The sequence below is a fragment of the Thermostichus sp. MS-CIW-30 genome, from assembly GCF_054058015.1.
Window position 1 is genome coordinate 33636 of record NZ_JBSRZW010000010.1, and the last position, 25949, is coordinate 59584.

General features: G+C 58.6%; 24 protein-coding genes and 1 pseudogene. 17 read left to right on the plus strand and 8 right to left on the minus strand.

Going from position 1 to position 25949, the window contains the following annotated elements:
- Positions 1-7 precede the first annotated feature (7 nt).
- Entirely contained in the window at positions 8-376 is a 369-nt protein-coding gene (locus tag ACVWXW_RS06210; RefSeq protein ID WP_414329655.1) for a gamma-glutamylcyclotransferase family protein, read from the plus strand.
- On the opposite strand, the gene ACVWXW_RS06215 is transcribed toward ACVWXW_RS06210, so the two are convergent.
- The 4 genes from ACVWXW_RS06215 to minC form a co-directional block, all read right to left on the minus strand.
- Positions 354-2702: a cation:proton antiporter domain-containing protein gene (locus tag ACVWXW_RS06215; protein WP_457403214.1), complete on the minus strand. Its 2349-nt coding sequence runs from the start codon at positions 2700-2702 to the stop codon at positions 354-356. The genes ACVWXW_RS06210 and ACVWXW_RS06215 overlap by 23 nt on opposite strands.
- Positions 2703-3099: 397 nt before the next feature.
- On the minus strand, positions 3100-3402 hold the full coding sequence (gene minE / locus ACVWXW_RS06220) for a cell division topological specificity factor MinE (protein ID WP_011431985.1): 303 nt from the start codon (positions 3400-3402) through the stop codon (positions 3100-3102).
- Positions 3403-3484: 82 nt separating this feature from the next.
- Positions 3485-4291, minus strand: coding sequence for a septum site-determining protein MinD (gene minD, locus ACVWXW_RS06225; protein WP_011431984.1), 807 nt, complete (start codon positions 4289-4291; stop codon positions 3485-3487).
- Complete coding sequence (gene minC / locus ACVWXW_RS06230; RefSeq protein WP_414329647.1) at positions 4288-5022, minus strand: septum site-determining protein MinC; 735 nt, start codon at positions 5020-5022, stop codon at positions 4288-4290. Before minC ends, minD begins: the two co-directional genes overlap by 4 nt.
- 172 nt (positions 5023-5194) lie before the next feature.
- Here minC and ACVWXW_RS06235 point away from each other — a divergent pair, with 172 nt between their 5' ends.
- The gene (locus tag ACVWXW_RS06235) at positions 5195-6148 is read left to right on the plus strand and encodes a M48 family metallopeptidase (protein ID WP_457403215.1); all 954 of its coding nucleotides are present in this window, start codon (positions 5195-5197) and stop codon (positions 6146-6148) included.
- 119 nt (positions 6149-6267) lie between these two features.
- Here the strand turns inward: ACVWXW_RS06235 and ACVWXW_RS06240 are convergent, their stop codons facing one another.
- Positions 6268-6633 (minus strand): hypothetical protein, encoded by a 366-nt coding sequence (locus tag ACVWXW_RS06240; RefSeq protein ID WP_457403217.1) that lies wholly within the window; start codon positions 6631-6633, stop codon positions 6268-6270.
- A 381-nt stretch (positions 6634-7014) separates the two neighbouring features.
- Here ACVWXW_RS06240 and ACVWXW_RS06245 point away from each other — a divergent pair, with 381 nt between their 5' ends.
- From ACVWXW_RS06245 to cobN, 13 genes and pseudogenes are all read left to right on the plus strand, one after another.
- The gene (locus tag ACVWXW_RS06245) at positions 7015-7428 is read left to right on the plus strand and encodes a hypothetical protein (RefSeq protein ID WP_457388252.1); all 414 of its coding nucleotides are present in this window, start codon (positions 7015-7017) and stop codon (positions 7426-7428) included.
- 68 nt (positions 7429-7496) lie between these two features.
- A complete protein-coding gene (locus ACVWXW_RS06250) occupies positions 7497-8324 on the plus strand; it encodes an LmeA family phospholipid-binding protein (protein ID WP_457403219.1) in 828 nt (275 codons plus the stop codon).
- A gap of 103 nt (positions 8325-8427) precedes the next feature.
- The gene (gene ftsY, locus ACVWXW_RS06255) at positions 8428-9924 is read left to right on the plus strand and encodes a signal recognition particle-docking protein FtsY (RefSeq protein WP_457403221.1); all 1497 of its coding nucleotides are present in this window, start codon (positions 8428-8430) and stop codon (positions 9922-9924) included.
- A gap of 89 nt (positions 9925-10013) precedes the next feature.
- Positions 10014-10197 (plus strand): annotated as a pseudogene (locus ACVWXW_RS06260) (hypothetical protein); the annotation flags it as partial.
- Positions 10198-10207: 10 nt separating this feature from the next.
- Positions 10208-11236: a DUF2254 family protein gene (locus ACVWXW_RS06265; protein ID WP_457403222.1), complete on the plus strand. Its 1029-nt coding sequence runs from the start codon at positions 10208-10210 to the stop codon at positions 11234-11236.
- A gap of 87 nt (positions 11237-11323) precedes the next feature.
- Complete coding sequence (locus ACVWXW_RS06270) at positions 11324-11905, plus strand: hypothetical protein (RefSeq protein WP_457403223.1); 582 nt, start codon at positions 11324-11326, stop codon at positions 11903-11905.
- 148 nt (positions 11906-12053) lie between these two features.
- The gene (locus tag ACVWXW_RS06275) at positions 12054-13832 is read left to right on the plus strand and encodes an ArnT family glycosyltransferase (protein WP_457403224.1); all 1779 of its coding nucleotides are present in this window, start codon (positions 12054-12056) and stop codon (positions 13830-13832) included.
- A gap of 43 nt (positions 13833-13875) precedes the next feature.
- Positions 13876-14940, plus strand: coding sequence for an ABC transporter permease (locus ACVWXW_RS06280; RefSeq protein WP_414375051.1), 1065 nt, complete (start codon positions 13876-13878; stop codon positions 14938-14940).
- 167 nt (positions 14941-15107) lie between these two features.
- Entirely contained in the window at positions 15108-15884 is a 777-nt protein-coding gene (locus ACVWXW_RS06285; RefSeq protein WP_414389413.1) for a gamma-glutamyl-gamma-aminobutyrate hydrolase family protein, read from the plus strand.
- A gap of 504 nt (positions 15885-16388) precedes the next feature.
- Positions 16389-16802, plus strand: coding sequence for a hypothetical protein (locus ACVWXW_RS06290; RefSeq protein ID WP_457403226.1), 414 nt, complete (start codon positions 16389-16391; stop codon positions 16800-16802).
- Positions 16803-16835: 33 nt separating this feature from the next.
- Positions 16836-17612 carry an RNA-guided endonuclease InsQ/TnpB family protein gene (locus ACVWXW_RS06295; protein WP_457388284.1) on the plus strand — a complete coding sequence of 259 codons (777 nt, stop codon included), beginning with the start codon at positions 16836-16838 and terminating at the stop codon, positions 17610-17612.
- A 420-nt stretch (positions 17613-18032) separates the two neighbouring features.
- Positions 18033-18299 carry a hypothetical protein gene (locus ACVWXW_RS06300; protein ID WP_414374432.1) on the plus strand — a complete coding sequence of 89 codons (267 nt, stop codon included), beginning with the start codon at positions 18033-18035 and terminating at the stop codon, positions 18297-18299.
- Positions 18287-20500, plus strand: coding sequence for a cobaltochelatase subunit CobN (gene cobN, locus ACVWXW_RS06305; protein ID WP_457403227.1), 2214 nt, complete (start codon positions 18287-18289; stop codon positions 20498-20500). Before ACVWXW_RS06300 ends, cobN begins: the two co-directional genes overlap by 13 nt.
- Before the next feature lie 231 nt (positions 20501-20731).
- Here the strand turns inward: cobN and ACVWXW_RS06310 are convergent, their stop codons facing one another.
- Positions 20732-21055, minus strand: coding sequence for an RNA recognition motif domain-containing protein (locus ACVWXW_RS06310; RefSeq protein ID WP_011431969.1), 324 nt, complete (start codon positions 21053-21055; stop codon positions 20732-20734).
- Between the two features lie 224 nt (positions 21056-21279).
- Entirely contained in the window at positions 21280-24018 is a 2739-nt protein-coding gene (locus ACVWXW_RS06315) for a valine--tRNA ligase (protein ID WP_457403228.1), read from the minus strand.
- Positions 24019-24188: 170 nt separating this feature from the next.
- Between ACVWXW_RS06315 and ACVWXW_RS06320 the strand changes: the two genes are divergently transcribed.
- Together ACVWXW_RS06320 and ACVWXW_RS06325 are read left to right on the plus strand one after the other, a co-directional pair.
- Positions 24189-24614 (plus strand): heavy metal-responsive transcriptional regulator, encoded by a 426-nt coding sequence (locus tag ACVWXW_RS06320; RefSeq protein WP_414401614.1) that lies wholly within the window; start codon positions 24189-24191, stop codon positions 24612-24614.
- The gene (locus ACVWXW_RS06325; RefSeq protein ID WP_457385621.1) at positions 24611-25120 is read left to right on the plus strand and encodes a putative iron-sulfur cluster-binding metallochaperone; all 510 of its coding nucleotides are present in this window, start codon (positions 24611-24613) and stop codon (positions 25118-25120) included. The genes ACVWXW_RS06320 and ACVWXW_RS06325 overlap by 4 nt, the downstream gene beginning before the upstream one ends.
- Here ACVWXW_RS06325 and ACVWXW_RS06330 read toward each other — a convergent pair.
- Positions 25110-25931 (minus strand): phosphatidate cytidylyltransferase, encoded by an 822-nt coding sequence (locus ACVWXW_RS06330; protein ID WP_457403230.1) that lies wholly within the window; start codon positions 25929-25931, stop codon positions 25110-25112. The two genes, ACVWXW_RS06325 and ACVWXW_RS06330, sit on opposite strands and share 11 nt — an antisense overlap.
- Between the last annotated feature and the right edge of the window lie 18 nt (positions 25932-25949).

Sequence of the window (25949 nt, forward strand, 5' to 3'; positions counted from 1 at the left end):
CAACGCTATGCAACCGACCACAGTGGTTTTTGTCTACGGATCCCTGCTGCGGGGCGGCCAATACCACAGCTTGCTGCAGGGGGCAGAATTTTTGGGGACAGACAGCCTCAACCACATTGATCTTTACAGTCTCGGCCCCTACCCGATGGCAGTTCGTGGCCGAAACCGGCTCTACGGCGAGTGCTACCGCATCCCCTTGAGTCTATTGCCCCGATTGGACGAGCTGGAAGACCACCCGCGGGTGTACGAACGGCAGTGGGTGCAACTGGATAGCGGCACCTTTGCTTGGGTTTATCTGGGTCGGCCTGAGCAGGTGCAGGGGTGTTCCCTCATCCCCAGTGGCCGCTGGCTGGCTAGAGATCAAAGTGGAGCTTGACGCCCTCAACATACTGGGGCAGCACCAAAGACTCTATCCCACTGTTGTGCTCCGCACCGCTGTCGCGAACGCGAACGGCTGCCGACGGATCCCATTCTTGGGAATCAGACTCTTTGGCGGAGAGAGCACCGGCATCCACAGGGCTGGAAACGCGCTCCAGGTAGTAGATGCGATCCCCGCGTCGCCAAATGTCTGGCTCAGGCAGGTAGAAGAGCCGACCCGGTCGAGATGAGCCGCTCCTCAGCCGCTGCGGGCGCACCAACAACAAGGGCAGGCATAGATCGGCTTTGATTCGATAGGCAAACTGATCCCGCAGCCGTTCAAGGGTGGGATCCTCCAGTCCCATCTGGGCCAGGAAGGGATTGGGCAGCGCTGGTGCTGAAAAAGCGCTCCGCACCGCTGTCGGGAACGACTCTTGAGCCGTCAAGACATCAGCTTTATTGCTCCGCACTGCCTCCGGCAGGGTTGAGGCCGCATTCGCAGAAGCGTCACGTAGCGATAAAGGGAGAGGCAGGCCCAGGTCTGCCAACGTGGGTAGGGTGATCGAGCGCAGCTCAGCCCGGTTGGCCTCCAGATAGCCGGCCCAGCGCTGCAGTTGGGGGAAGGAAGGCTGCAAGGTGCGGATCCCTTCTGAGATGGGCATATCCGGCAGCAACACCGTCCAGATGGTGGCCGAAACCGAGAGTTTCACCATCAACTCGGCAATGGCCCAGTTTACCTGCGGATCCAGAGTCAGGATCAACAGAGTTTCCGCATGGTCGATATCGGCCTTCAACAAAGCAGACTCGTTCAGTACAGCTTCCTGCAGGGATCCGGGGATGGCTTCTGGCTTGCCGACTTCCTGGCTTGGGGCAGACTTGTGGGTGCCGTTGCCGTCAGAGGAATGAAGTTGTGGGGGCAAGCCATCTGCTGGACGACGCTTCGGCGTTCCTGACAGGGATGTGGAGGACTTACGGGATGGCGGGATGGAGTCCTTACCGTCTGTTGGGTGGGGAGCTTTGTAGCTGCCGTGCCCATTTTTGGAAGACCCAGAAACCAACGGGATCACCTCGACCGTCTGGTTGAGCGAGCGCATCAACTGGGCCAATTGGTTGGTGAGGGGATGATCGCCGATGATTATGGTGGAACTGCCCTGATCCAGACCCAGCCAACGGGCCACCCAAGCCGCGGTCAGCCCCTGTACCGTCACCGTCACTGAGATGGTCAAAAACACCAGCGCCTTGAGGGCATCCCCCCCAGTAATGCCCCGTTCTGTCAGCAGAATGGCAAACAAGGAGGCCACCGAAGCCGCCACAATGCCCCGAGGAGCCAGCCAAGCCACAAACAGCTTCTGCCGCCAATTCAGGTCGCTGCGCCAGGTACACAGCCACACGCTCAAGGGGCGGATGACCAGCATCAAGCACAGCACTGTGGCCAGGGATCCCCAGCCCAGGGCAAACACCGCCTTGAGGGAGAGCGTGGCGGTAAGCAAAATAAAGATCACCGAGATGGCCAACACCACCAACTGGCCGTGAAACTGCCGCACACCCCGCTCGGCAATGGCCGCCTTCTGCCGCACCACCAGGCCCGCCATCACCACCGCCATCAGCCCCGCCTCCGATCGCAGCGACTGGGCCAAGGCAAACACCCCCAGGGCCCCCGCCAGCACCACCGAGTTGCGCAGCTCCTCGGTTAAAAACTGCCGCGACCAAAGCAGGAAGGATCCCATCAGCCAGCCCCCCAGCGCTCCCACCGCCGACCCGATGGCCAGACGGCTGGACAACTGTTCCAGGGCCATGAGAAAACTGGGATGGCCGGAGAGCACCACCTGCAGCACCACCACTGCCAGAATGGCCCCGATGGGATCGATGAGCACCCCTTCTCCCTCCAGGAGCGTGCTGACTGCCGGATCGACCCGTACCCGCTTCAAGATGGGGTTGATCACCGTCGGCCCTGTTACCACCACCAGGGATCCAAACAAAAAAGCCAGCCGCCAGGGAAACTCCCCCAGATAGTGAGCTGCTGCCGCTCCCCCCACCAAGGTCAGCAGGGATCCCAACAAAACCAAGTTGCGCAGGCTATCGGATACCTGATTGAGACGTTGCAGCCGCAGGTTCAGTCCCCCCTCAAACAAGATCAGGGCCACCGCCAACGACACCAGCGCTTCCAGCCCGGATCCCATGACTTGGGGATGAACCCAGCCCAAACCATCTGGCCCCAGCAACAGGCCAAACAGCAGCAGGAATACAATGCTGGGCACTTTGACAAAATTGGCCAGCACCTGAGCAGCGATCCCAGCCACCAGGGCTAGCGTAAACAGGATCGTCAGCTCAAATGAATCTTGCATATTAAGGCTTAACCGAACGCAATAGCGGGACGGAGCCCTTACCTTTCCAGCTACTGAACGCCAACCCTCTCATTGTTTCCATCGTTTTGTTTCCATCGTTAACGTCGTTATTACTCCGCAACGCTAACGCCAATACAGACTGCTGGAAAGTCTCCAATCGTCAAGGTGGCTCTGCCCATCACGTCAGCAGTTCATGAGCTCGAACATGCAGAGTTAACATTTAGTTAACCTCTGTGTGCTGGCTCCATAAAGTTGCAAAAGCTACACCCAGCTCCACTCTTTCTACAGTACACACGACTTACCTCAACCTATCACAGAGCGAGCTTGACGACCACTCTGGCATTGGGAGCCCTGTTGGAATGAAGGCCAATTAACATGCTGCCAGAAATCTCCCCTTCTAGGCTTTCTCGCCTTCTGAGCGGCTGAGACCGGTCTCTAAGGGCTTAACGCGACGGATAGGCAGATTGGCAATAAGAGCAGTCGTTCCCCCTTCCGTGGCCAAGTGAAACTGCATCCCTTCTGAATCCAGCTCCACATAGCGGGACACCACCCCCAAAATCTCCAGGCGCATTGATTCCAGCGCCGCCGGGGTGAGGTCAGCGCGGTCATGGGCCAAGATCAGCTTCAACCGTTGCTTGGCTTGCTGGCGGCTGTTGCCGGAGTGCCGAGAAAAAAGCTGATCCAAAAAATCGAGGAGCATAGGTTTTGTTGGCTTTGTTACTCAGTTGTAAACAGGTCAAAATTGCCATTGCAACCTGGATGAATTAGAGATGGAACAGTTGTCAGAGCACCTTTTGGTTTAAAAACCGTTTGGCCCGCTCCCAAAAGGACTCGCCCAAACTGGCCATCTTGGGGAAGTCCACTGTTTCCCCTTCCAGCCGTCGGGCAATGCGCTGGATGGCCTGAGCAGCCAGAGTTGGATTGGCGGAGAGAACCAGGGGCTCCCCTTTGTTGGTGGAGACGATCACCTCGCGGTCTTCTGGAATAATACCCACCAAGGGGATGGCCAGCACCTCCACCACATCTTCCACCGACATCATCTGGCCGGCTGCCACCATGTCCGGGCGCAGGCGGTTGACAATCAGCTGAGTCGATGAAATCTGGGCGGCTTCCAACAAGCCCACCACGCGATCTGCATCCCGCACCGCTGCCACTTCTGGGGTGGTGATGATGATGGCCTCGTTGGCCCCGGCAATGGCATTGCGAAACCCTTGTTCGATCCCTGCCGGACAATCGATCAGCACATAGTCATGGCTGCTGGCCAGCTTCTCGATTAACTGGCGCATCTGATCCGGATGCACCGACGTTTTGTTGCGGGTTTGGGCTGCCGGCAACAGCGAGAGATTGGGGGTGCGCTTGTCTTTCACCAAAGCTTGCTCGAGGCGACATTCCCCGGCGATCACCTCTAGGGCTGTGTACACCACCCGATTCTCCAGCCCCAGCAGCAAATCCAGGTTGCGCAGGCCAAAGTCTGCATCCACCACCACCACCGAGCGACCCAAGCGCGCCAAGGCAGTGCCCAGGTTGGCCGTCACGGTGGTTTTGCCGACTCCACCTTTACCAGAGGTTATGACAATGACTCGGCTCATACTCCTCTCCGCAGAAAATCCTGAAGGCTGGCGACGCAGATGACATCCTCCTGCAGGTAAACCACTTCAGGGGTGTTGGGCAGGGATCCGCCTTCTGGCGGACGGGCCACTTGATCGGCAATGCGCAACTGAGTGGGCTCCAACTGCAAAGCCAAGATTACAGCTCCCTTGTCGCCGTCGGCCCCCGCGTGAACCAGGCCCCGCAAGCGTCCCCAAACCCAAATATCTCCTCCAGCAATGATCTCGCCGCCGGGGTTGAGATCCCCCAACAGGAATACGGATCCTCTGTGACGCACGGACATGCCAGAGCGCACCGTCGAACGTAGGTACAGAGGTGTGGTGTCTGGGGGAGCAGGGGGAACTGCCTCCAAAAGGGAAGATTGCTCCACAGAATACCCCAACGTCGCTGCTGCAATCGCTGTCGAGCGGGATCGAGTTTGAACGCGCCACAGTTGCAGTCCATGCTGAGACAATAGGGCAGCAAGAAGTTGTAGGGTGGGCATGTCCAGCTCTCGCTGCTGGCTCCAGAGGGTGAGGGGAGCGACTCCGGCCCAGTAGGGTTTGCGGCTGCGCAACTGCCAAACCAGGTTTTCCCAAAGCTCCTCCCAAGGCAAGGTGCTGGGCAAGTGCAGATGGATCCCCTGGGCATCCGACCGAAAGTAAACGCTGCCCGTGGCCCAGGAGTCTGGAGATGGGGAGATTTCAGGGTTCCATGTAGGGGATCCCGTCATGACCGCCCTTAAACGTCTGCCTGAATATAGAGCCCTATCCTATTCCATTCCCCCAAGCCAGGGGAAACTCTCTCGGCGGTTGCCCTTGATAGCAAAGCGGTTTCGCTTGGGTGGCAGGACAATCTTGCTTCGGGATCGCTAACTTGAGGGTACTTGATGGAGCCAATTCCTGATGTTGAAACCTCGCCACACCCTCAGGCTGCTCGCGCCAGCAGGACAGGATCCTCTCCTCTCCAAGGGGTGGAGTTCTCGCGCGGTGAGACCGGTCGCCATTGCCCTACTCAGCATTCTTGCGGCATCTGGGATGGGATCCCCTGCCCATGCCCAAGATCTGGGCCGTTTGCTGATTCATGGCCTTCAGTGGCTGCAGGTGAGCCAGTTGAACGATGCCCAAGAGGTGAGCTTAGGCCGCCAGATCGATCGACAACTGAAAGCGCGGGGACAACTTCGCCTCAGTTCGGATCCCTACTGGGTCGAGCGGGTGAACCGCATTGGCCAACGGGTGGCCGCCCACAGCGAACGGCCCCATCTGCCCTACACCTTTCAAGTGGTGGAAGATCCCGACATCAACGCCTTTGCCACACTGGGAGGCTTTGTCTACATCACCACTGGTGCCCTCGCAGCCGCCGACAACGACGACCAGATTGCCGCCGTGCTGGCCCACGAGGTGGCCCACATCGGCGAACGCCACGGCCTGCAACAACTGCAGCAGGCTGCCACTGCCCAGTTTGGGGCTCAATTGTTGGGGCTCAACGATAGTACCCTGGCCGCTCTGGCCCTGGAATTGGGAGTACGGCGCCCGCAGAGCCGTGAAAACGAGTTTATCGCCGATGAAAAAGGTCTGGGGGCAGCCTATCGCGCCGGGTTTGACCCGCAGGGCATGCCGCAATTTTTGGCCAAGTTGCAATCCCGCGGATCTGTGCCAGAGTTCCTGCGCACCCATCCCCCCGTCTCGGAGCGCATTGCCCGCCTCAACCAGCTCATCACTCAGCACGGCATGGTCAGCCCAGCCGGTCAGACCGTTCCACTCCACGGCTCCGGCGGCTCCATTTGGCCCTCCGGATCCCCCGAACAAACCCAACGCACCGAGATTGAGATCCTGCCGCTACTCCCTGTCCTGCCCTAACTCGGCACAGAGGGATCCCTTCTGCCCAAGGCCGGCTGAAATGGCTCTCGCTCCCAATCTTTGGCCTTGATGACTTCCTGTGTTTCTTGGTCGGGGATGGCTACTGGTGGAGCTGTGCTTCACAGCAAAGGCAGACCGCGTAGTCTCCGCAACTGGTTGAGGTGGGCCGGGCAATCGCATCCAAATAGGGCAACAGCTGCGTTGCTTTCTTCAAGGGTGAACTCCAGAAAGGGATGCTCTGTCACCTCGACCTCAACCCAGGACTCCGTCCCGCTAACGCGAGCGGATGGGATGGGATCCTTCTGCTCGGGAACAAGGAGAGGATGTCTCCACAGCAGAGAACGGGAGCGGACAACATTCAGGTCAAATGGGGGCGCGTCCAGGGCAGAAGCCCAAGCCGCAGGAGCAGACAAAAGCAGCAACGCCCACAGAGCCGGTGCCGGCCACCTTGCCCAGCGCCAATAGGAATAGGGGATCCCTGCCATAGACTTTGCTAACTCACTAGTGTACCGTCCGCTTTGGATTTTGCCAGGGAGTGGCTGAAGCGAAGAGGACGTCATAGCTGCGCAACGCTAACGCGACTGGCCGGCATCGTCTCAGGAACCGTTGGGTCACAGCCGGCGGATCCCATGCCAAACTTTGGTTTAGAATATTTTTAGATTCGAGATTCAGTCTCACTCATTTGAACTTGGGGAGGCCAACCTTTAGCCTTGCCAAGGATATCCCTCTTCTGCAGCGCTCCACTGGGATCTAGCTTCCTGCCCTTTCCCGTCCTGTTTTGTTCATTATCTCTACCAACTCAGGAGTTTCTTATGGCCGTTCCAAATGGTCATTCCGGCACGCTTCCAGAGCAAGAGGCTTCTTCTATGGGAAAGGACGCCCTCCCGCTAACGCAAACGGGTAACGCTCTAAACCTGGCTCCCCTGCCTGCTGATGGGGCCTCTGCGGCTGCTCAGATGCCGGTACTGCTGGGGGAGAAATCCGGCCCGCCCGTGTTTCCCAGCCCTGTCAAGTTCAGCGAAATTGAGATTGACCACCGTCCGGTTGGGGCTTCAACCCTGAAAGTGGTGGATTACTATGCCGACGGACGTCCAGTTGCTGCTGCAACTCTCAAAGTCGTGGACACTTGGGGGGAGGGACGCCCAACGGTTGCCTCTGGCGCCAAATTCATCCATGACCCCGCGCTCAATCGGCCGATAATGGCCGATGGCCTGAAAATTGCCAAAACCTTTATGGGCAACCGACCCATTGAGGCCAGCCCTCTCAAGGTGCTGCGCTAGCCCAGATCCCCAAGGGGGGCCAGGGATCCCCTTGCTAACCTAGGTTAGGGCACAGCAGGGCAGTGAGCATGGAGATCCTGGCGGTTCTCTTGGGGCTGTTGGCGAGCTTGGGAGGAGGAGCGGGCTATCTGGCGGATCAGACGGCGCGGCAGCTTTTGCTGGATCAGTTGGATCGGGCAGAGGTTTTGGAGGTGCGTATTCAAAGCCAGCCCAATTACCGACTGCTGAATGGCCAAGCGGATCGCCTGCTGATCGCCGGTCGCGGGCTCTATCGAGCGCCCTTTCCCCGCATCGAGCTTCTGGAGCTGGAAACCGATCCGGTGGCAATTGACCCCTCTTTTTTCCAGGGGGCTCCCTTGCGCCTGACGCGACCTCTGCAAGCGGCGGTACGGGTGTTGGTGCGGGAAGAGGACTTGAATGCCGCCCTCAACAAGCCAGAGGTGCTCCGCCAGTTTCAGGATATCCGGGCCGATCTGCCCTTTGGGGGAGCTGGAAGGGAAGCTCGCCGTTTTGATCTGCGTCAGCCTCGAGTCGAGTTTTCGGATCCCAGCCGCATTCAGCTCTCTGCCCTCTTGGTGGAGAAAGACGGCGGTACTGAGCAAAAGGACTCCGTCCCGCTAACGCGAGCGGTGGAGGTGGTGTTTAACACCGGGATCCGCGTGGAAGAAGGGCGCAGCCTAAAGCTGGAGAATCCGGAGTTTGTGATCGGTTCTGTGCGGGTTCCCGATGAGATCTCAGCAGCGTTTTTGGGCGGGCTCAATGAGGTGCTTGACCTGCAAGAGCTGGAAGAGATTGGGATCCTGATGCGGGTGCTCAGCCTAGAGATAGAGCCTGACCAGTTGCAGGTGATTGGGTTTGTGCGGGTGGAAGGGTTGGAAAGGACCTCGTCCCGCTAACGGGGATCCCCATTGAGCAGGGATGAGCTCCCCAGGGCTGCGCTCTAGCAGGAGAGCTGCTCTGTCAAACTGGATAAAGATCAGCCAGGCTGGAGATGGGATTATGGCCTTCGATTGGTTTCGCCGCCGCTATACCGACTCTACCGACTCTTCTGGTGAAGCAGAGCCTTCGCCACCGGCCCCGGAACCGGCGGAGATCTCCCCGGAAGACTATTTGGCTTTTGCCAAAGCCGCCTATGCCAACCTGAAGGCCCGTGCTGCTGCCCAAGCCCCACCGGCAACCCAGGACTCTGTCCCACCTGCGCCAGCGGAAGGGATCCCTGCAGAATCCGTCCAGCCACAGCCACCGGCCTCGACTGAGGACTCCGGCCCACTTGCCCAAGCAGAACCCCGTGAACCCGTTCAGTCCTCCACTCCAACACAAGAACCAGCATCTCCAGAATCGCCCCCTGTGCAGCCGGCGGCAGCTCCCTCATTTTTCGATCTGGCTCCCCGTGCTGCTGAGCGTCTCCAAGCCCTGCAAGCCAGCGCTGTGGACGAGCCCAAACCCCAGGCGGCGACTGCAGCAGTTGCTCCTTCTCCAGAGACGGGGCCGGAAGAGCTGGTCTTCGATGAGGGCTTCCGCTGGTCAGCCGAGATCTTGGCGGCTCAAGGGCGCAAACCGGAAGAGATTTCCGTTGAGGAAATCTCCTGGCTGCAAAAGCTGCGGCGAGGCTTGGGCAAAACCCGCCTTAACCTGATCAACCAGTTGAAAGCCCTGGTAGGCCGCGGCCCTCTGGATCAGAAGGCTGTGGAAGAAATTGAGGCCCTGTTGCTGCAGGCCGATGTGGGGATCGACGCCACCGAGCGGATCATCCAAGCCCTACAAAAGCGCATGCGAGAGGAGGTGGTGCCCCCAGAGGAGGCCGTCAAATACCTCAAGCAGCAGATGCGGCAGATGTTGACGGTGGGGGATCCCACCTTTGCGCCGCAACGGGACACGCTCAACATTTGGTTGATTGTCGGGGTGAATGGGGCGGGCAAGACCACCACCATTGGCAAAATTGCCCATGTTGCCCGCGAGTCTGGATACCGCTGTCTGATTGCTGCTGCTGATACTTTCCGGGCTGCTGCTGTGGAGCAGCTCAAGGTTTGGGCAGAGCGAGCAGGGGTAGAGGTAATCGCCAATCCCTCTCCCAATGCCGATCCGGCAGCGGTGGTTTTTGACGCCATCACAGCCGCCAAGGCCAGGGGCACAGAGCTGCTGTTGGTGGACACGGCAGGCCGTCTGCAAAACAAGAAAAACCTGATGGACGAGCTAGCCAAGATCCGCCGCATCGTTGACAAAAAAGCTCCCGAAGCCAAAGTAGAAAGCCTTCTGGTGCTGGATGCCACCCAAGGGCAAAACGGGTTGCGCCAAGCCGAGGTGTTTGCCGAGGCTGCCAAGTTGAGCGGTGTGATCCTGACTAAGCTGGATAGCACCGCCAAGGGGGGGATTGCCCTGGCCATTACGCAGCAGATGAACCTGCCCATCCGCTTTATCGGCGCCGGAGAGGGGCTAGAAGATCTGCGGCCTTTTTCCAGCTACGAGTTTGTGGAAGCTCTTCTAAGCGAGTATTGAGGCACCCCCTCTCTGAGAAGGGCCATTGTGAAGGAGCATGACTCTAGTCAATAATAAGCTCAACTATACTGAAAATAATGTATAATATGTTCAGTACGGATTACTACCAGTTGATCTTTCTGTTTACTTTCGAGTCTGCCAACATGGTAGCCAAAGCAAAGCAGAAAATTGGTAGTAAGACGACACGGAAACTGCGCTTTGGGTATTCTACTCAAAGCTTTGCGGGATACCGCCATTCTGGTTGGAAACAAACAGAATGCTATCGCTGCATAGTTGAACAGTGATGTTCAGCAGTGTTCAGCGTAAATGTATCAGACACACAGATCCAGGCTTTGTTGGGCGTCGCCCCCGCTTTCTGCCCTGGAGTGCTGCAGTGGTGGGGGCAGGTTTGCTTTGGGCCTGGAGCGGGCATCGCTGGATCCAGAGCGGGTTGAACCTGGTTCGGGCGGGATCCGCGCAGGATACAGAAGCTTTGCAGGAATTTGTAACCACCTTGGCTCAGGTGTTGTCGGGGGTGCTGGGCTTTACCCTCTCGGTGGTGACCATTGTGGTGCAGTTGAGCGCGGATCGCTTCACGCCAAAGGTCACGGAGCTGTTTTTGCGCGAGAAAGTCAATTTCTACCTCTTCTTTTTCCTGATTTTGGCCAATGTGGTCAGTTTGTGGAGTTCGGCAGCCCTGGGCCTTTACGTTCGTGTTGGCGTTGCGGAGCAACACCCTCCAGGGTTGCTCGTCGGGCTGAATCTGCTGCTGGGCACAGCTTCGTTTTTGATGCTGATCCCCTACTTTCGCTTCGTGTCTCACTTTTTGCAGCCGGCTTCGATTATCCATCGCATTGAGCAGCAAGTGCGGCAGGCCATCCTGGGATCCCTTGCTTCCAGGAGATCAGGATCGGACTCCGGATCCAAGAGGGGCTATTTCTCCCGTTGTTCACTGCAACTGCGGCCTCGTCACGACAACGTTGTGCAGCAACAGCGATGCGCAGGAATACAGGGTGCCGTAGGCATAGCAACAGAGCAGCACTCTCCAATGGGCGAATGCTCGCCAGCTCATCAGCGCTGCCTCTCGGCTCTGGATGAAATCAAAAGCATCGCCACCAGCGCTCTCCGCCAACAGGAGGGAAGCATTCTCTTGGAAGCCTTGGATAGCCTGAAGTCTCTATGGGTCTTCTATGCCGCTCACAAAGCACAACTGCCCCCTGCCTGGTTTCTCTTTACCCCGGCTCTGCGGCGGGATCCGGACTTTGCTTCGGTGGATAGGGGCCTGCTGGGCCGGATCGAGGCAGAAGGATCCTGGCTGGAGCTGATCGCGTAAGCGGGACGGAGTCCTTAGATCCTGCGGCAGTATCAAGCCTTATTTGCCGATCGCGTAAGCGGGACGGAGTCCTTAGGGCTAAACGGCATGCGCCAGGCGAGCACCCTGGTGGCCATTCACAGCCGGGAGCTGGGGATCCGCGCCCTGGAAGCCCAACAACTCACGGTAGCGGGGTGGGTGATCAAGTTTTTCAATACCTATCTGCGGGCCGTCATCAACGCGCGAGACATCCGCAGCGGCTACAACCTGCTCAAGCAGTACCGCTTGTTGGCCGAGGCAGCCCTACAACACCGCCAGTCGGCTCTGGTCTTGCAGATTGTTGGCTACTTTCGCTATTACAGCCTGATTGCCTACAAAGCTGGCCTCTTTTTCCTATCGCGTAAGCGGGACGGAGTCCTTTCTGAAACCTTTGGCTTTGATCTGGGAATGTTGGCCCAGTCGAGCTGTGCTCTGGGCTCTGAAACAACGGAAGCCATTGTGCAAGCCTTGTTACGCCTGGATCAAGACCCCGTTCGCGTCAGCGGGACGGAGTCCTTAAGCGAGCAACAGGAAACCACCCTGCGTGGGATCCGCAAAACCCAAGTCCGCTTGGCAGCCTATCGCGTCAGCGGGACGGAGTCCTTTTTCCTCAGTCGTGGCCGGGAGGACTGGGCCAGGCTGTTCGCGTAAGCGGGACGGAGTCCTTAGAGCTCCTCTGGATCTCTGGAGCTTCCCTAAAAAATTCTGCCGATCGCGTAAGCGGGACGGAGTCCTTGTCTAGTCTGGTTAGAGCCGCCCCTTGCTGACTTGTCCCATCGCGTTAGCGGGACGGAGTCCCATGCGTCCTTTCGGCAACCCCAACCGTCTGGGCAGTTCTCCTAGCCGCAGATCCCTGCCGGGATCCAGCTCCTTCGTTCAGTTTCGCCGCGACCCACACCTAGTGCCCTTTTGGGGCCTAAGCCTACTAGTCATGGGCCTGGCGGTGCCCCTGTTTGTGCTTTCGGGGGCGGATCCCAGTTTGGCTGGCTGCGACGAGAGCTTTTATGCCCAAATGGCCCGCGAGCTGCTGCGGGGAGGGCATTGGCTGGGGCCCACTTTTTTGGGGGAGCCTTTTTTCGAGAAACCCCCTCTGCTCACCTGGAGCGTGGCCCTCAGTTTTGCCCTGTACGGGGTAAACGAGTGGGCAGCGCGGCTGCCAGGGATCCTCGCTGCTTTGCTCTCCATTCCCCTGGTGGGTTGGATTGGGTGGTTTTTTTTGCCGATGCGGGCGGCCTTTTTGGGGATGGCGGTTTTGCCCCTGTGCTACCTCTGGGTGCAGCAGGGGCGGCTGGTGGGGCAGGATGTGCCCTTGACCTTTCTGGAGCTGCTGGGGATCCTGGGGCTGGTCAACGGTATCCGCGGCCACAGGGTTTGGTTTTGGCTAACCGGAGTGGCCTTCGGGCTGGGCCTGCTGATGAAAAGTGCCATGATCCTGCTGCCGGGGGCGGCTTTGATCCCCTATCTCGTGCAGCAACGGCGCCGCTGGATGGGATCCGCCCCATTTTGGCTGGCGCTTGGGCTGGGCTTGGGGATTTTTGGCCTCTGGCTAGGTCCAGCCATGCAGGTGTATGGCCCACAGGTGCTGACCACCCTGGTGGGGAAGGTGTGGGATCTGGGGCAAGAGCCCTTCCATGCGGATGCCACCGGCTGGTACTACCTTTGGCACATTCCCGTTCATGGCTTCCCGTGGACGGTTTTGGCTTTGGTGGGTGGCTTTCTCCTGGTGCGCCAGCAGCCGGGATCCACGCTGCTGATCTGGTCTTTCCCCCTGCTGCTGCTGTTGTTGTTGCAGCTTTATCCCACCAAAACCCCCTACTACACCGTGCAGCTTTACCCTTGGCTGGCTCTCTTGGCCGGGGTAGCCTTGGATCAAGCGTTGGCTATGCGGGGTCGCGTCAGCGGTGCGGATCGCGTTAGCGGGACGGAGTCCTTGCACTTAAAGCCCCGTCTGGCCCAGGTGCTCTCTTGGGGACTGGCAGCGGTGGGGCTGTTGCTGTTGGGTTTGGGGGTGGCCGTCCGGCTGGGCGTAGACGGTCTGGAGCTCCTACAGCCTCATGCTTGGCCGCTGGTGGTGATGGGTGTTTTGTACCTCTTGCTGCCAGGGATCTGGAGTTGGCGGCGGGTGTTGCGCTGTGCCGGCAGTCTGTGGGTGGGAACCCTCTTGTTGGCCGGGATCCTCGCCATGATCACCATCGTCTTGCGGCCTGATTTTGGCAATTTCAGCCCTGCTTTTGCCCAAATGGATTGGAACCAAATGCTGCCCCCGTCCGTTCGCGCTATTCGGACGGAGTCCTCGACAGAGGCTGGGGAGACGGTGGTGGATATTGGCCGCAGCGGCTTGCCGGATGTCTGTCAGGCCCAGGCCATCGCTTTTTATACCCCTAATCCGGGGAGATGGGTGGATGATCAGGCTCTGCAACGAGGGGAATATGGAGACTACCTTTGGGTTTCTCCGGTGCAGGCAGAAAAGGTGGAGATCCGGGATTTGGGGTTACAACCTCTGGCGGAGGTGGAGGGCTGGCAACTGGTGCGCCGTTTGGATCCCCTCTTGGAGCAGGGCAGCGGGGAGCCTCTTTGAGTTTAAAAATCTTAAGTTTAAGAATCCTAGGAAGTGTTAAAGCATGGCGGGAATAGCGGAATCGGGCCGGTCGTGGGTGTCTCTAGAGCGTACCTGGGTAATCCAGGGATTGGCTTGGCTGGCAGCGCTGCTATTTGTGGCGGGGGTGATCCTGCTGGCGGGGGCTTCACCTCTCCAGGTGGCGGCCAGCATGTGGCAGGGGGCCTTCGGCACTGAAGCTCAGTTTGGCCGGGTTTTGGCAACGCTGGCTCCCCTTGTCCTCTGCTGCTGTGGGCTGGTGTTTACGTTTGTTGCCGGTCTCTACAACTTGGGCATCGAAGGGCAAATGGTGGTCGGGGCAATTGCGGCCACGTTTCTGGTGCGTCTGGAAGCGGGATGGTTGCCGCCGCCACTGGCCATTACCTTGGCGCTTTTGGCCGGGATCCTGGGGGGGGCGGGCTGGGGCCTGTTGGCTGGGATCCTGAATGTGTGGGGGCGGGTCAACGAGATCTTCGCTGGGCTGGGGCTGAATTTTGTTGCCCAAGGTTGGGTGCTCTACCTGATCTTCGGCCCTTGGAAAAGGCCGGGGGTGGCTTCCATGAGCGGGACGGAAGTGTTGGATCCCCGTCTGTGGTTGCCCACCTGGGGGCGGTCAGAGGCCAGTCCGGTGGCGTTGCTGCTGGCCCTGTTGGCTTTGGCCCTGACGGTGCTGGTGGTGGGCAACACTCGCTTCGGCCTGCAGTTGCGGGCGGTGGGGAAAAACCCTGTAGCTGCTTTCCGGTTGGGGATCCCGGCTACCCGCAGGTTGCTCATGGCATTTGCCTGCTGTGGGGGCTTAGCAGGGCTGGCGGGCGCCTTGCAGGTGTTGGCTCTGTTCCATCGCCTCATCCCCAATATCTCCAGCAATTTGGGCTTTCTGGCCTTGTTGGTGGTGATGCTGTCAGGCTTTAACCCCCTGCTGATTTTGCCGATTGCCTTTTTCTTCAGCAGTCTTAACATCGGCAGCTTGCAACTGCCTCTCTCTTTGCAATTGGAGTCTTCTTTGGCCGGTGTGATTCAGGGATCCCTGGTGTTGTTCGTCTTGCTGGCCCAAGGGATCAGCCGCCGCTATTTCCTTGGGAAAGGTTAATGGCTTCGGCGATTTCTGGGATCCCTTTGCGTTAGCGTTGCGCAACAACGAGATTTAACTCCTATCGCGGGGGAAAACTTTGGATTTTTCTGCTCAGGACAGTGGTGCGGTTCCTCTGCCGTAGGCATAGCACCATCAACATCGGGAAATAAGGTTATCGTAGAAGGATGAATCGGACATCCCCTTTTTCAAATCGACCGCTCATCGGCGTTACCACCCGCAACCGCAATGACGAGGGAGACTTTGTAGCGCCAGGCCGTTATGTGGATGCCATTCGTGCTGCCGGAGGGATCCCTGTTCTTTTTCCCCCAGGCGAAAGCGAACCCCAGGTTTTGCTGTCTTGGGTGGATGGCCTGGTGTTGACCGGTGGCGGCGACCTCTGCCCCAGCACCTATGGAGAGGATCCGCAACATCCCCAGGTGCGCTATGTGAACGCGGAGCGGGATCGATTTGAGGTGGCCTTGGCTCAGGCCGTGCTGGCCCAGGGGATCCCTGTTTTAGGCATTTGCCGGGGGATGCAATTGTTAAATGTGGTCAGTGGCGGCAAGCTGATCCCCCATGTGCCTGATGTGTACGACGAGCTGGATCACTTCAACCCCGCTGATCGCAAGCCCATTCGCCACAATGTCAGCCTGATCCGCTCCACACGGCTACACCAAATCGTCGGCGCAGAAGAAATCTCTGTGGTCTCTTGGCACCATCAGGCCATCCGCGATGTGCCCTCAGGTTGGCGTTTGGCTGCCCGTTCTCGAGATGAGCTGATCGAGGCCATTGAACACGAAACCCACCCCTGGGCTGTTGCCGTGCAGTGGCACCCCGAGTTCACCTTTGAAGAAGCCGAGCACTTCCGTCTGTTTCAAGCCTTTGTGCAGGCAGCACTGCGTTTTTCCCCGCGCCTAGCTGGCCTGCTGCCCAACCCTGAGCCCGTACCCCAAGTCGCCTGAGGAAGGTTCCCGGCCAGAGGACAGTCCTGCCGTTGGAGAATCATCCAACAGTTATCCCGTCAGTTATCCCGTGCTAACTTCTAGGCGGTGCCCCCTTGTCAAGAAGCGCCGTTGTCGCTACGCGACGCTAACGCGAACGCGGTAGCGGGACGGAGTCCTTTCCCGTCAGGATGCCGTGGGCATATGAACAGGGAGCGACCGCTGGAGAGGGTTGTCTCTCTAGGGCTGGCTTTTGCCAGCTCAGCTCTTTTGGGTGCCTGCGGCGAGTGGAACTCTTCCCGAGCAGACCGGGTCAGTTGCCTAGCGATGCCTTTGTGCGCCTTTACGATGCCATCGGCAATGAACTCTGGAGCCACCAGTTTAGAACCCCTGACCAAGAAAACTGGGTTGCAAGCCCTGCCCTTAAGGGCGGCTTTTACTTCATCGCTACGTGACGCTTTCGCGGACGCCTGCGGCGGCGCAGAGCGCTATAGTCTGTCTTAGTTGGGGCACCGGTGAAAGTAAGTGTATCGCGTCCGCAGGCTCAAGTTAGGAACTTCCCCACAGTTGCACCAGTTGGCTTTGGCAGCAGGCCAGCTGTATTCCCAAACCCTCGTTTCCTTTTGGCGGGTAGTCCGTAAAAAAGGTTTGTGGTTGAAACCCGCAAGCTTAATGCGCTGGTTCCCCAACAGCCCAGAAAATGAGCTCCATGCCCACAGTGCTGACGCCGCAGTGCAGAGCTTCTGTGCTGCCCTGAAATCCTGGCGCAGCCGCCGCAACAGCGACCCCACCGCCAAGCCCCCCAAAAGACGGCGGCGCTACTTCAAGGTCATCTGGAAGTCCTCTGCCATTAGGGTTCGGGGTGGGAAGTTAGTTCTTTCCAACGGCAAGACCAACCCGCCTGTGGTCATTTCTTGGGCGTGGGAGACTCCAGTCTAAGTAGAAATCGGCTGGGACGGCAAGCAGTACGAGCTGCGGGCCTGCTACGACCCCAGCAAACGGCAGGCGGAGAGGAAAGAAGAGGAAACACCAAAGGCCGGGGAAGTGGCAGGGGTGGATTTGGGAGAAGTGCATCTGGCCGTTGCCCACGATGGGAAGGAAACTTTCATAGCCAACGGGCGGTTGCTGCGTTCCCAAAGGCGTTACCAGAACAAGCTGAAGGGCAAGCTCTCCAGGCTAATGGCTCGCAAGAAGAGAGACTCACGGCGGTGGAAGCGGTTAGTTCGTTCTAAGCAGCGTCAGTTAGCTAGGCTGGCAAAGCAGATGGCGGACATTCTCCACAAGCAGACGACCAGGTTGGTCTCCACGCTCCAAGCAAGAGGCGTGCAGACGGTTGTGATTGGGGACATCCGGGATATCCGGCGGTCGGCCCAGTACAACAAGGTAGCCAACCAGAAAATCCACCAAATGCTGTCGGGACAGGTGCGGCGGATGCTCACCTACAAGGCAGAGCAGTTGGGGATGCGGGTGGTGTTGCAAGAGGAGCGGTACACCTCGCAGAAGTGCCCGCGCTGCAACATGCTCCACAAGCCCAGTGGTAGGGAGTATCATTGCCGAGCCTGTGGCTTTAGGTTTCACCGCGACGGTGTGGGTGCAGTGAATTTGAGACGGAAGTATCTGGGGCAGTTCGATGTCCCAGTAGTTGGGGTGATGGCATCCCCCATTGGGTTGAGGTATTGGCCTCACGCCCAATGTAGCCCGGCAAGTGAAAGTCGTTTCACAAACCGGGAAAGAATCCCTCGCCTTTAGGCGGGAGAGAATGTCAATGGATCGGTTCTCTTGCTTCGGATAGAAGGGGAAATCTTTGGGTGGCGGGGGTAACTTGGGGAGCCTTTCCTGACCAACCCCGATCGCGTCAGCGGGACGGAGTCCTTGCGGGCATGAAAGATGTCTTTGTACTCAAATACGCTCGTTAGGCTGAGGCTTTGCCAGGGCGGGATCCCTCTGCGGCAGCTCAACACCCCAGTAGCCAGCAGAAAGCTGCCCCATGCTAGGCTCTAGGCGGTGCTGCCCTAGTCGGCAAGGGGGGACTTGAAGGATATGAAAAAAAGGGTGGGCAGGGTAGTTTTCGCAAGTGCTTTAACTTTTTTTGCCAGTTCAATTCTTCTGAGAGCCTACGGTTCGCATTCAATCGAGTGGGCTCGCCAGTTCGGAACTCCTGCGAATGAGGTGGCTGACTCTATTGCTGTCGATCGCGCCAGCGGTGCGGAGCACTTTCGCGCCAGCGGTGCGGAGCACTTTCGCGCCAGCGGTGCGGAGCACTTTCGCGCCAGCGGTGCGGAGCACTTTGGACAGGGCAATGCTTGGGTAGCGGGAACCACTACGGGAGCCCTTCCTGACCAGTTGAGCGCTGGGAGCTGGGGTGCTTCTGTGCTTCAAGTACAGTCGCTAAGCCTGAGCTTCCTTCCCTTGGGAGAGCGGCCATGCACCGAATAGCTGCTTTGCCAGGGGGATGGGATCCTTCCCAATCCGGCGTCATTTTCTTGGAGCAGGATCCCGCTCCCATCGTTATCCTTTCGGCAGCCGATACGGATCTCACGGCCTTGAGCGCAGCCCTGCGCCTGTTGCCCGGCGATTTTCCGGCGGTGCGGGCGGCCAATTTGTTGCAGTTGCAACAGCCCCTAAGCCTGGATGACTATGCCGAGAGGGTGCTGCGGCGGGCGCAGGTGGTGCTCCTTCGCCTGTTGGGGGGAAGGGCCTACTGGAGCTATGGCCTGGAGGTAGCCAAGCAGGTGGCCGCCGAGGAGGGATCCACCCTGATCGTCATTCCTGGGGACGATCGCCCCGACTGGGATTTGGTGAGCCATTCCACTGTGCCCCTGGCGGTGGCGGATCGGGTGTGGCGGTACTGGCTGGAGGGGGGAGCGGAGAATGTGGCTGCCTGTCTGCTGTTGCTGGCTGGGGAGTTCCTAGGGGGCCAATATTCGGCGCCGGATCCTCAAGTGCTGCCTCGTCTAGGGATCTATCAACCCCCCATAGCTCCGCTGGCGGATCCCCAAGCTCCCAAGGTGGGGATTTTACTCTACCGGGCCCATGTTCTGGCGGGGAATACAGAGCCGGTGGATCAATTGGCAAAAGCCTTGGTGGAGCGGGGGCTGCAGCCTCTGTGCCTTTACACCTACAGCCTTCAAGATCCCGACTTGCCCCAGGCCATTCGGGATCACTTTGGCGGCCAGATTGACCTGTTGCTCAACACCACCAGTTTTTCGCTGGCGCGGTTGGACAGCCACCAGCCCGATGTAAGCCTGTGGCAGGAATTGGATGTGCCCGTTTTGCAGGTAATCCTTAGCAGCGGATCCCGCCAGAGCTGGGAGAACTCCACGCGGGGATTGGGGGCGCGGGATCTGGCCATGAATGTGGCTTTGCCGGAGGTGGATGGGCGCATCATCAGCCGCGCCATTTCCTTCAAAGCGGTTCAACAGCGGGATCCCCACTTGCAAACGGAGGTGGTGGCCTACGTGGCTGTGCCGGATCGGGTGGAGTTTGTAGCCGATTTGGCGGCCAACTGGGTGAAATTGCGGCGTACCCCCCCTTCCCAGCGGCGACTGGCTTTGATCCTGGCCAACTACCCCAGTCGGGACGGGCGACTGGCCAATGGGGTGGGTCTGGATACCCCTGCCAGTTGTGTGGAAATTCTCAAAGCTTTGGCGGGAGCTGGCTACTCAGTAGATCCCCTGCCCCAGACTGGAGATGAACTCATCCATTGGCTAACCGAAGGCCAGACCTACGACCCCTTGGGATCCCTGCGCCCGGCTCGGCAATGCCTTTCTGCTGCCCTTTATCGAGAGTGGTTTGCCCGCTTGCCTGAGCCCATCCAGACCGACCTCGTCCGGCAGTGGGGGGATCCGCCCTCTCGAGATATTCCCGTGGTGGGACTGCAGTTAGGGCAGGTGTTTGTAGGCATTCAGCCCCCGCGAGGCTATGACCGGGATCCGTCCTTGAACTACCATGCCCCGGATCTGGTGCCCCCCCATGAGTACCTGGCTTTTTACCTGTGGCTGCGGCAGGTCTTCGCCGTTCAAGCGGTGGTGCATGTGGGCAAGCACGGCAACTTGGAATGGCTGCCTGGCAAGGGATCCGCCCTTTCCGCCACCTGCTACCCGGAGGTTGCTCTGGGGCCAATGCCCCACTTCTACCCCTTCATCGTCAACGACCCAGGAGAGGGATCCCAGGCCAAGCGGCGAGCCCAGGCAGTGATTATCGACCACCTCACCCCGCCCCTTACCCGCGCCGAGCTGTACGGCCCCCTGGCGGACTTGGAACGGTTGATGGATGAGTACGTGCAGGCCCAACAGATGGATCCAGGCCGCTGCCCGCTGATTCGCGCCCAGATTCAGGAGCTGGTTCGAGCCGAGCATCTAGACCAGCAGTTCAACTTGGAAAAAGAAGAAGATTGGAATCGCCTGGATGGCTATCTTTGCGAGCTAAAAGAATCCCAGATTCGCGATGGGCTGCACATCTTTGGTCGAATCCCTGCCGGTGAGCAGCTTGTTGATCTGGTGGTAGCCCTGGCCCGCTACCCTGGCCACGGGCAACTGGGGATTACTCAGGCCATTGCCCGCGATTGGGGATGGGACTGGGATCCCTTGACCGCCGATCTAACGGATCCCTGGCCAGACAAACCGCCAGCCCAGTAGCTATTCCAGTTTCAAATACGGTTTGCCCTAGCTCCCCTCTCCCTCTGAGAGAGAGGTCGGCGGTGAGAGATTCAAAAGGAGTTGATTGGGATCCCCTCTCAACTCCTCCTGAGCTACCACTTGAACAAAAATTGAAGCAACCTAGAGAGACGGCTGGATCCTGGTGCTGCGCTTCAAAACAAGCTCAACTGAGAATCCCTTGCCCAGCACCGGGAAGCCTCAGCAGGCGTTTCAATAGCGAGATTGAAAACTCCGCCGCCGCTCGCCGCCACTGTTCGCGTTACCAGAGCGGAAACCTGAGGTGGGGCGTTCTTCTCGCGGGCGAGCTTTGTTCACCTTGAGGTCGCGCCCCATCCATTCCGCCCCATCCAGCGCAGCAATGGCAGCCTGCTCCTCTGCTTCAGAGCTCATTTCCACAAACCCGAAGCCCCGAATGCGGCCTGTCTCACGGTCAGTGGGGATCTGCACCCGCTTCACAGAACCGTACTCAGCAAAAACAGCGGTCAAATCCGCTTCTGTCACCTTAAAGGAAAGGTTGCCAACATAAATCGACATAGACGATCTCCGAAAGAGAGAGTAACAAAGGGTGAGATGTTCGGAGAGCCGTCTGCCAATACAAAACGTGAAAATCCGTCAAGACTAGAAGAAACGAGCACTACAACCGACAACGATCTCGTCCCCTATCCTAACACAGAAGTAGGGGCTCGCCACCCCGATTTTTCCAAATCCTGGGAAGATTGCCTTCATCACCCCGCCGCTCTGCCTGCGCTGATGCCATCTCAGCCCAGCTTCTCCAGCCTGGATCCCAGTAACCTCATCTGGGCTTCCAGCTCCGCCAGTTGCTCCTGACTGGCTTGCACCACTTCAGGGTTGGCCCGGTTGAGAAAATTGGGGTTCTCTAGGCGAGCGCGGATCCCTTGGGCCTCTTTTTCCAGCTTGGCCAGGTCTTTTTGCAGCTTGGCCCGCAGCGCTTCCACATCCACCAGTCCTGCCAAGGGCATCAGCACCTGCACCGTGCCCACCACTGCAGCCGCCACCTGTTTGGGCTCCGTGGCCAGGGATCCCGTAATCTCCAAAGCCTCGGCCTTAACCAGATCCCAGATATAAGCTTGGGCAGCCGTCAGGATCCGCTGCTCGGCGGGATCGGTAGTGAGCAAAAGGGCCCTGATGGTCTGATGGGGCTTGAGGCCGGTTTCTGCCCGCAGGTTGCGCAGGCTGGTAATGGTTTGGATCACCAAGCCAAACTCCCGCTCCAGTTGAGGGTCAATCCAACTGGGATCCGGGGTGGGATAGGGCTGCACAGAGATGGAAGTGGTTTGATTGACCTGGGTGAGAAGCTGCCAGATCTCCTCGGTGATGTGGGGCATCCAGGGGTGCAGCAGTTTGAGAATGGTTTCCAAAACGGTGGCCAGCACCTGCTGCGCTGCGCGTTTGGAAGCCAGGTCTTCTCCCCGCAGCCGGGGCTTGACCAGCTCGATGTACCAGTCGCAAAAGTCATCCCAAATGAGAGAGTAGAGCAGGCGCGCCCCCTCGCCCAGGCCATAGGCTTCCAGCTCGGCGATGACTTGGGTGGCTGTGGAGTGCAGCCGCGACAGGATCCAGCGATCGGCCAGCTCCAGCGCTTCAGGAACAGGGGATCCCAGTTGGGCGGGGGTTTGCCCCTCCAAGTTCATCAACACAAAGCGGGAGGCGTTCCAGATCTTATTGGCAAAGTTGCGGGCGGCCTCTACGCTGGCGCTCTCGCCGGTCTTGCGGTCGTAGGCCAGGCGGATATCCTGCCCTGCCCCCACCACCTCTTTGACCAGGGCATAGCGCAGGGCGTCGGTGCCGTATTTGTCCAGCAGCTCCAGGGGATCGATGCCATTTCCCTTGGTTTTGGACATTTTCGCCCCGTGCTCATCCCGCACCAGGCCATTGATGTACACATCTTTGAAGGGGATCTGGCCGGTAAATTGGGATCCCATCATGGCCATGCGGGCCACCCAGAAGAAAATGATGTCAAAGCCCGTGGACATCAGGGAGTTGGGATAGTAGCGTTTGAAATCCTCGGTCTCTTCCGGCCAGCCTAGGGTTGAAAAGGGCCACAGAGCAGAGCTAAACCAGGTATCCAGCACATCGGGATCCTGTTCCACCCGCTCAACTTCTGGGCCAAACTTTTCCCGTGCCTTGAGCAGCGCTTCCTCGCCGTTGCGGGCCACCACAAAAGCTTGGGGATCCTCGAGAAGCTGGCCATTGAGGACTGGATACCAAGCTGGGATCTGATGGCCCCACCACAACTGCCGAGAAATGCACCAGGGGCGCAGCTTTTCCAGCCAGCCCGTGTAGACTTTGGTCCAGCGCTCAGGGATAAAGCGGGGGCTATTTCGTTGGTATTCCTCTTCCAAACAGCGAGCCCCCATCCCCGAGACATCGCAAAACCACTGAATGGAAAGCAAAGGCTCGATGGGCACGCCGCCGCGGTCGCTGTGGGGAACGGTGTGGGTGTAGTCCTCCACCTTCTCCAACAGGCCATGTTCGGCAAACCACTGCACCACCTTTTCTCGGGCCACAAAGCGATCTAGGCCGGTGAAAGGATCCCCGTTTTCGTTGAGGGTGCCGTCTTTATTGAGGATGTTGATGAAGGGCAATTGGTGCCGTTTGCCGATTTCAAAGTCGTTGGGGTCGTGGGCCGGGGTAATTTTCACACACCCGGAGCCAAAGGAGGGATCCACATACTCATCCGCAATGATGGGGATGAGGCGATTTTTAATGGGCAGGCGAATGAACTGGCCGATGAGATGGCAATAGCGCTCGTCTTGGGGGTTCACCGCCACCGCCGTATCCCCCAGCATGGTCTCGGGCCGAGTGGTGGCCACCACCAGATACTGGCTGGGATCCTCGGCCAAGGGATAGCGAAAATGCCACAGGTGGCCCTTGACCTCTTTGTCGTCTAGCTCAATGTCTGACACCGCCGACTGGGTGGCCGGGCACCAGTTCACTAAATACTCGCCCCGGTAAATCAACCCCGCCTCGTATAGCCGCACAAACGCCTCGGTTACCGCCCGGCTCAGCCCCTCGTCGAGGGTAAAGCGATCCCGCGTCCAGTCCAGCGAGAGACCCAGCCGCCGCAATTGGCTCTTGATAGCTCCCTGCGACTGCTCCTTCCAAGCCCAGGCTCGCTCCAGAAAAGCCTCTCGGCCCAGATCGAAGCGGGTCTTGCCCTCTTGGCGCAGTTGGTTTTCCAGGATGGTGTGCACGGCGATGCTGGCATGGTCTGTGCCGGGCAGCCAGAGCACGTTGTAGCCGCGCATGCGCTTGTAGCGCGTCACCACATCCGGCAGGGTAAAGGCAAAAGCATGGCCCATGTGCAGGTTGCCCGTCACATTGGGCGGGGGCAGCACCATGCTAAAGGCCTCTCCCGGCGCCTTGGGATCCGCCACGTAAAAGCCCTTCTCCTCCCAAAAGCGCTGCCACTTCGGCTCGGTCTCGAAGGGGTTGTACTGGCTGGGCAGGTTGGCGAGGGAAGGTGCAGCAGTCATGCGGGGGCTGGGTTGCTCAAAGGACTACCCTAACTAGGTTAGCAAGCTTACTCCCAGCCGTCGGGTTTTCTTTTGGGGGGGTGGGCTTTGCTGGGGATCTCTCTTGACCTTGTAGTTAGCTACAGGGTTTAGGCTAAGAGAGCTTCTGGAGAGAGGGTAGAGAACCCGGCATGTCTGAGCTGCTGCGGGTGGGTCAGGTAGCCGAGAAGTTGGGCATCAGCCCCCAAACCCTCTACTTCTACGAGCGCCTGGGGCTCATCCCCAAGCCCCGTAGGACAGAGGGGGGCTACCGCCTCTACGGAGAAGCTGAGCTGGAGCGGCTAGCTTTCATTGCCCGCGCTAAGGCTTTGGGACTTACCCTGGCCGAGATCAAAGAATTGCTCCTGCTTCAGGAGAACGGGCAAGCCCTGCCCTGTTGGCAGGTGTACGTAAAGCTAACTGAAAAACTAAGACAAATCGACAAGTCAATCGCCCATCTACAGGAACTCAGAGGGGAGTTATCGACACTCATTGAAAAGTGTCAACAAAAATTTTCTGAGCAGGAGAAAAGTTCCTCTTGCGCTATCTTTCAACAGCAACAGCTTAATAACCCATGACAAGAGAACCCTTTTTCCCATTTTCTGCTAAAGCTTGGCAGCCCTTGTGTCCAAAGAGCGGGGAGCAAGGGATCCCGATTCAACTGATTACGCTGAAGAGCCTTCTGTCTTGTCAGGCTTTGGAGCAACTTAATGCTAACGCCAGCTATGCGTTTTGTCGGGATCCCCTTTGCCCCGTCGTCTATTTTTCTGAGGAAGGTCAAAGCTTTGGGGTTGACGACCTCAAGGTTCCCGTCTTTCAAAAAGAAAGTGGCGAGAAAGAAAGTGGCGAGGACGTGCCTGTCTGCTACTGTTTTGGATGGACGCGCCGGCGCATTTGGCAAGAGCTCCAGGGATCCAAAACGCCCCAGGCTATCCTCGAGGGGATTGCCGACCACATCAAAGCCAGGGGCTGTGGCTGTCAGGTGAACAACCCGCAGGGATTTTGCTGTCTGGAAAACGTCAGACAAGTCATCTTGGAGATGCAGCAAAGGAAGGCTGAGGAACAAAACCCGATTATTGGCTGAAATAGGCGTTGAGCCATTCCAGACATTCCATAAAGTAAAACACCAGCGGCCCGGTAAAGACGTAGCTATCGCCCCGATCCAAAATGCCGCCGTGGCCGGGAATGAGATCCCCGGAGTCTTTTACTCCCGCATCTCGTTTCATGAGGGACTCGGTGAGATCCCCCAGCAGGCTAGTTAACCCAATCAAAAACCCCAGCACGCTGCCGCTCAGCCAGCTCCAGGGCCAGCTCAGAGCGTGGGCTCCGGCCACGGCCAGGGTCATGCTGGCGGCAATCCCGGCTACCGCCCCTTCCACCGTCTTTTTCGGGCTGAGGATGGAGAGCTTGGTGCGCCCAAAGGCCCGACCACACAGGTAGGCCCCTACATCTGCGGCGATCACGCAGCCAATGGCCAGCAGCGTAATCCATAGCCCTTCGCCCAGCCCTTGCGCAAAAGACAAGGCCCTGACCCGAATCCAAAAACTGGGCAGCAGAGCACAGTAAAACAGTCCCAAAATTGAGGTGGCAATATCGGCAATGGTGGCCACCTTGGGCTTAAAGAGCAAATAAAAACAGATGATCGATCCCGCCACGATAAAGGCAGGGCTGGTCCACTCCGGCCTCACCTGCTGCAAAATCACCAGCACCTGGCTGGAAAACATGGTGGTGCGCATGGCCGGCGCATTGCCTTTGGCTTGCACCAAGCGAAAAAACTCCAACTGGGCCAAAAAAATGATTAGCCCAATGGCTGCAGTAAAATACCAGCCCCCTAGCAGGGTGACCGCCAACGCAAACAACACCGCCGCAAAACCGCTAACCCAACGGGCTCCCATGGGCGCACCCCGTCACGT

Coding starts and splice junctions, on each gene's coding strand:
- ACVWXW_RS06325 (WP_457385621.1), top strand. CDS start 24,611: ATGACAAGAGAACCCTTTTTCCCATTTTCTGCTAAAGCTTGGCAGCCC.
- ACVWXW_RS06320 (WP_414401614.1), top strand. CDS start 24,189: ATGTCTGAGCTGCTGCGGGTGGGTCAGGTAGCCGAGAAGTTGGGCATC.
- ACVWXW_RS06275 (WP_457403224.1), top strand. CDS start 12,054: ATGCGTCCTTTCGGCAACCCCAACCGTCTGGGCAGTTCTCCTAGCCGC.
- ACVWXW_RS06210 (WP_414329655.1), top strand. CDS start 8: ATGCAACCGACCACAGTGGTTTTTGTCTACGGATCCCTGCTGCGGGGC.
- ACVWXW_RS06265 (WP_457403222.1), top strand. CDS start 10,208: ATGTTCAGCAGTGTTCAGCGTAAATGTATCAGACACACAGATCCAGGC.
- ACVWXW_RS06250 (WP_457403219.1), top strand. CDS start 7,497: ATGGAGATCCTGGCGGTTCTCTTGGGGCTGTTGGCGAGCTTGGGAGGA.
- minE (WP_011431985.1), bottom strand. CDS start 3,402: ATGCTCCTCGATTTTTTGGATCAGCTTTTTTCTCGGCACTCCGGCAAC.
- ACVWXW_RS06235 (WP_457403215.1), top strand. CDS start 5,195: ATGTTGAAACCTCGCCACACCCTCAGGCTGCTCGCGCCAGCAGGACAG.
- ACVWXW_RS06270 (WP_457403223.1), top strand. CDS start 11,324: ATGCGCCAGGCGAGCACCCTGGTGGCCATTCACAGCCGGGAGCTGGGG.
- ACVWXW_RS06285 (WP_414389413.1), top strand. CDS start 15,108: ATGAATCGGACATCCCCTTTTTCAAATCGACCGCTCATCGGCGTTACC.
- minC (WP_414329647.1), bottom strand. CDS start 5,022: ATGACGGGATCCCCTACATGGAACCCTGAAATCTCCCCATCTCCAGAC.
- ACVWXW_RS06215 (WP_457403214.1), bottom strand. CDS start 2,702: ATGCAAGATTCATTTGAGCTGACGATCCTGTTTACGCTAGCCCTGGTG.
- ACVWXW_RS06330 (WP_457403230.1), bottom strand. CDS start 25,931: ATGGGAGCCCGTTGGGTTAGCGGTTTTGCGGCGGTGTTGTTTGCGTTG.
- minD (WP_011431984.1), bottom strand. CDS start 4,291: ATGAGCCGAGTCATTGTCATAACCTCTGGTAAAGGTGGAGTCGGCAAA.
- ACVWXW_RS06315 (WP_457403228.1), bottom strand. CDS start 24,018: ATGACTGCTGCACCTTCCCTCGCCAACCTGCCCAGCCAGTACAACCCC.
- cobN (WP_457403227.1), top strand. CDS start 18,287: ATGCACCGAATAGCTGCTTTGCCAGGGGGATGGGATCCTTCCCAATCC.
- ACVWXW_RS06245 (WP_457388252.1), top strand. CDS start 7,015: ATGGGAAAGGACGCCCTCCCGCTAACGCAAACGGGTAACGCTCTAAAC.
- ftsY (WP_457403221.1), top strand. CDS start 8,428: ATGGCCTTCGATTGGTTTCGCCGCCGCTATACCGACTCTACCGACTCT.
- ACVWXW_RS06280 (WP_414375051.1), top strand. CDS start 13,876: ATGGCGGGAATAGCGGAATCGGGCCGGTCGTGGGTGTCTCTAGAGCGT.
- ACVWXW_RS06310 (WP_011431969.1), bottom strand. CDS start 21,055: ATGTCGATTTATGTTGGCAACCTTTCCTTTAAGGTGACAGAAGCGGAT.
- ACVWXW_RS06240 (WP_457403217.1), bottom strand. CDS start 6,633: ATGGCAGGGATCCCCTATTCCTATTGGCGCTGGGCAAGGTGGCCGGCA.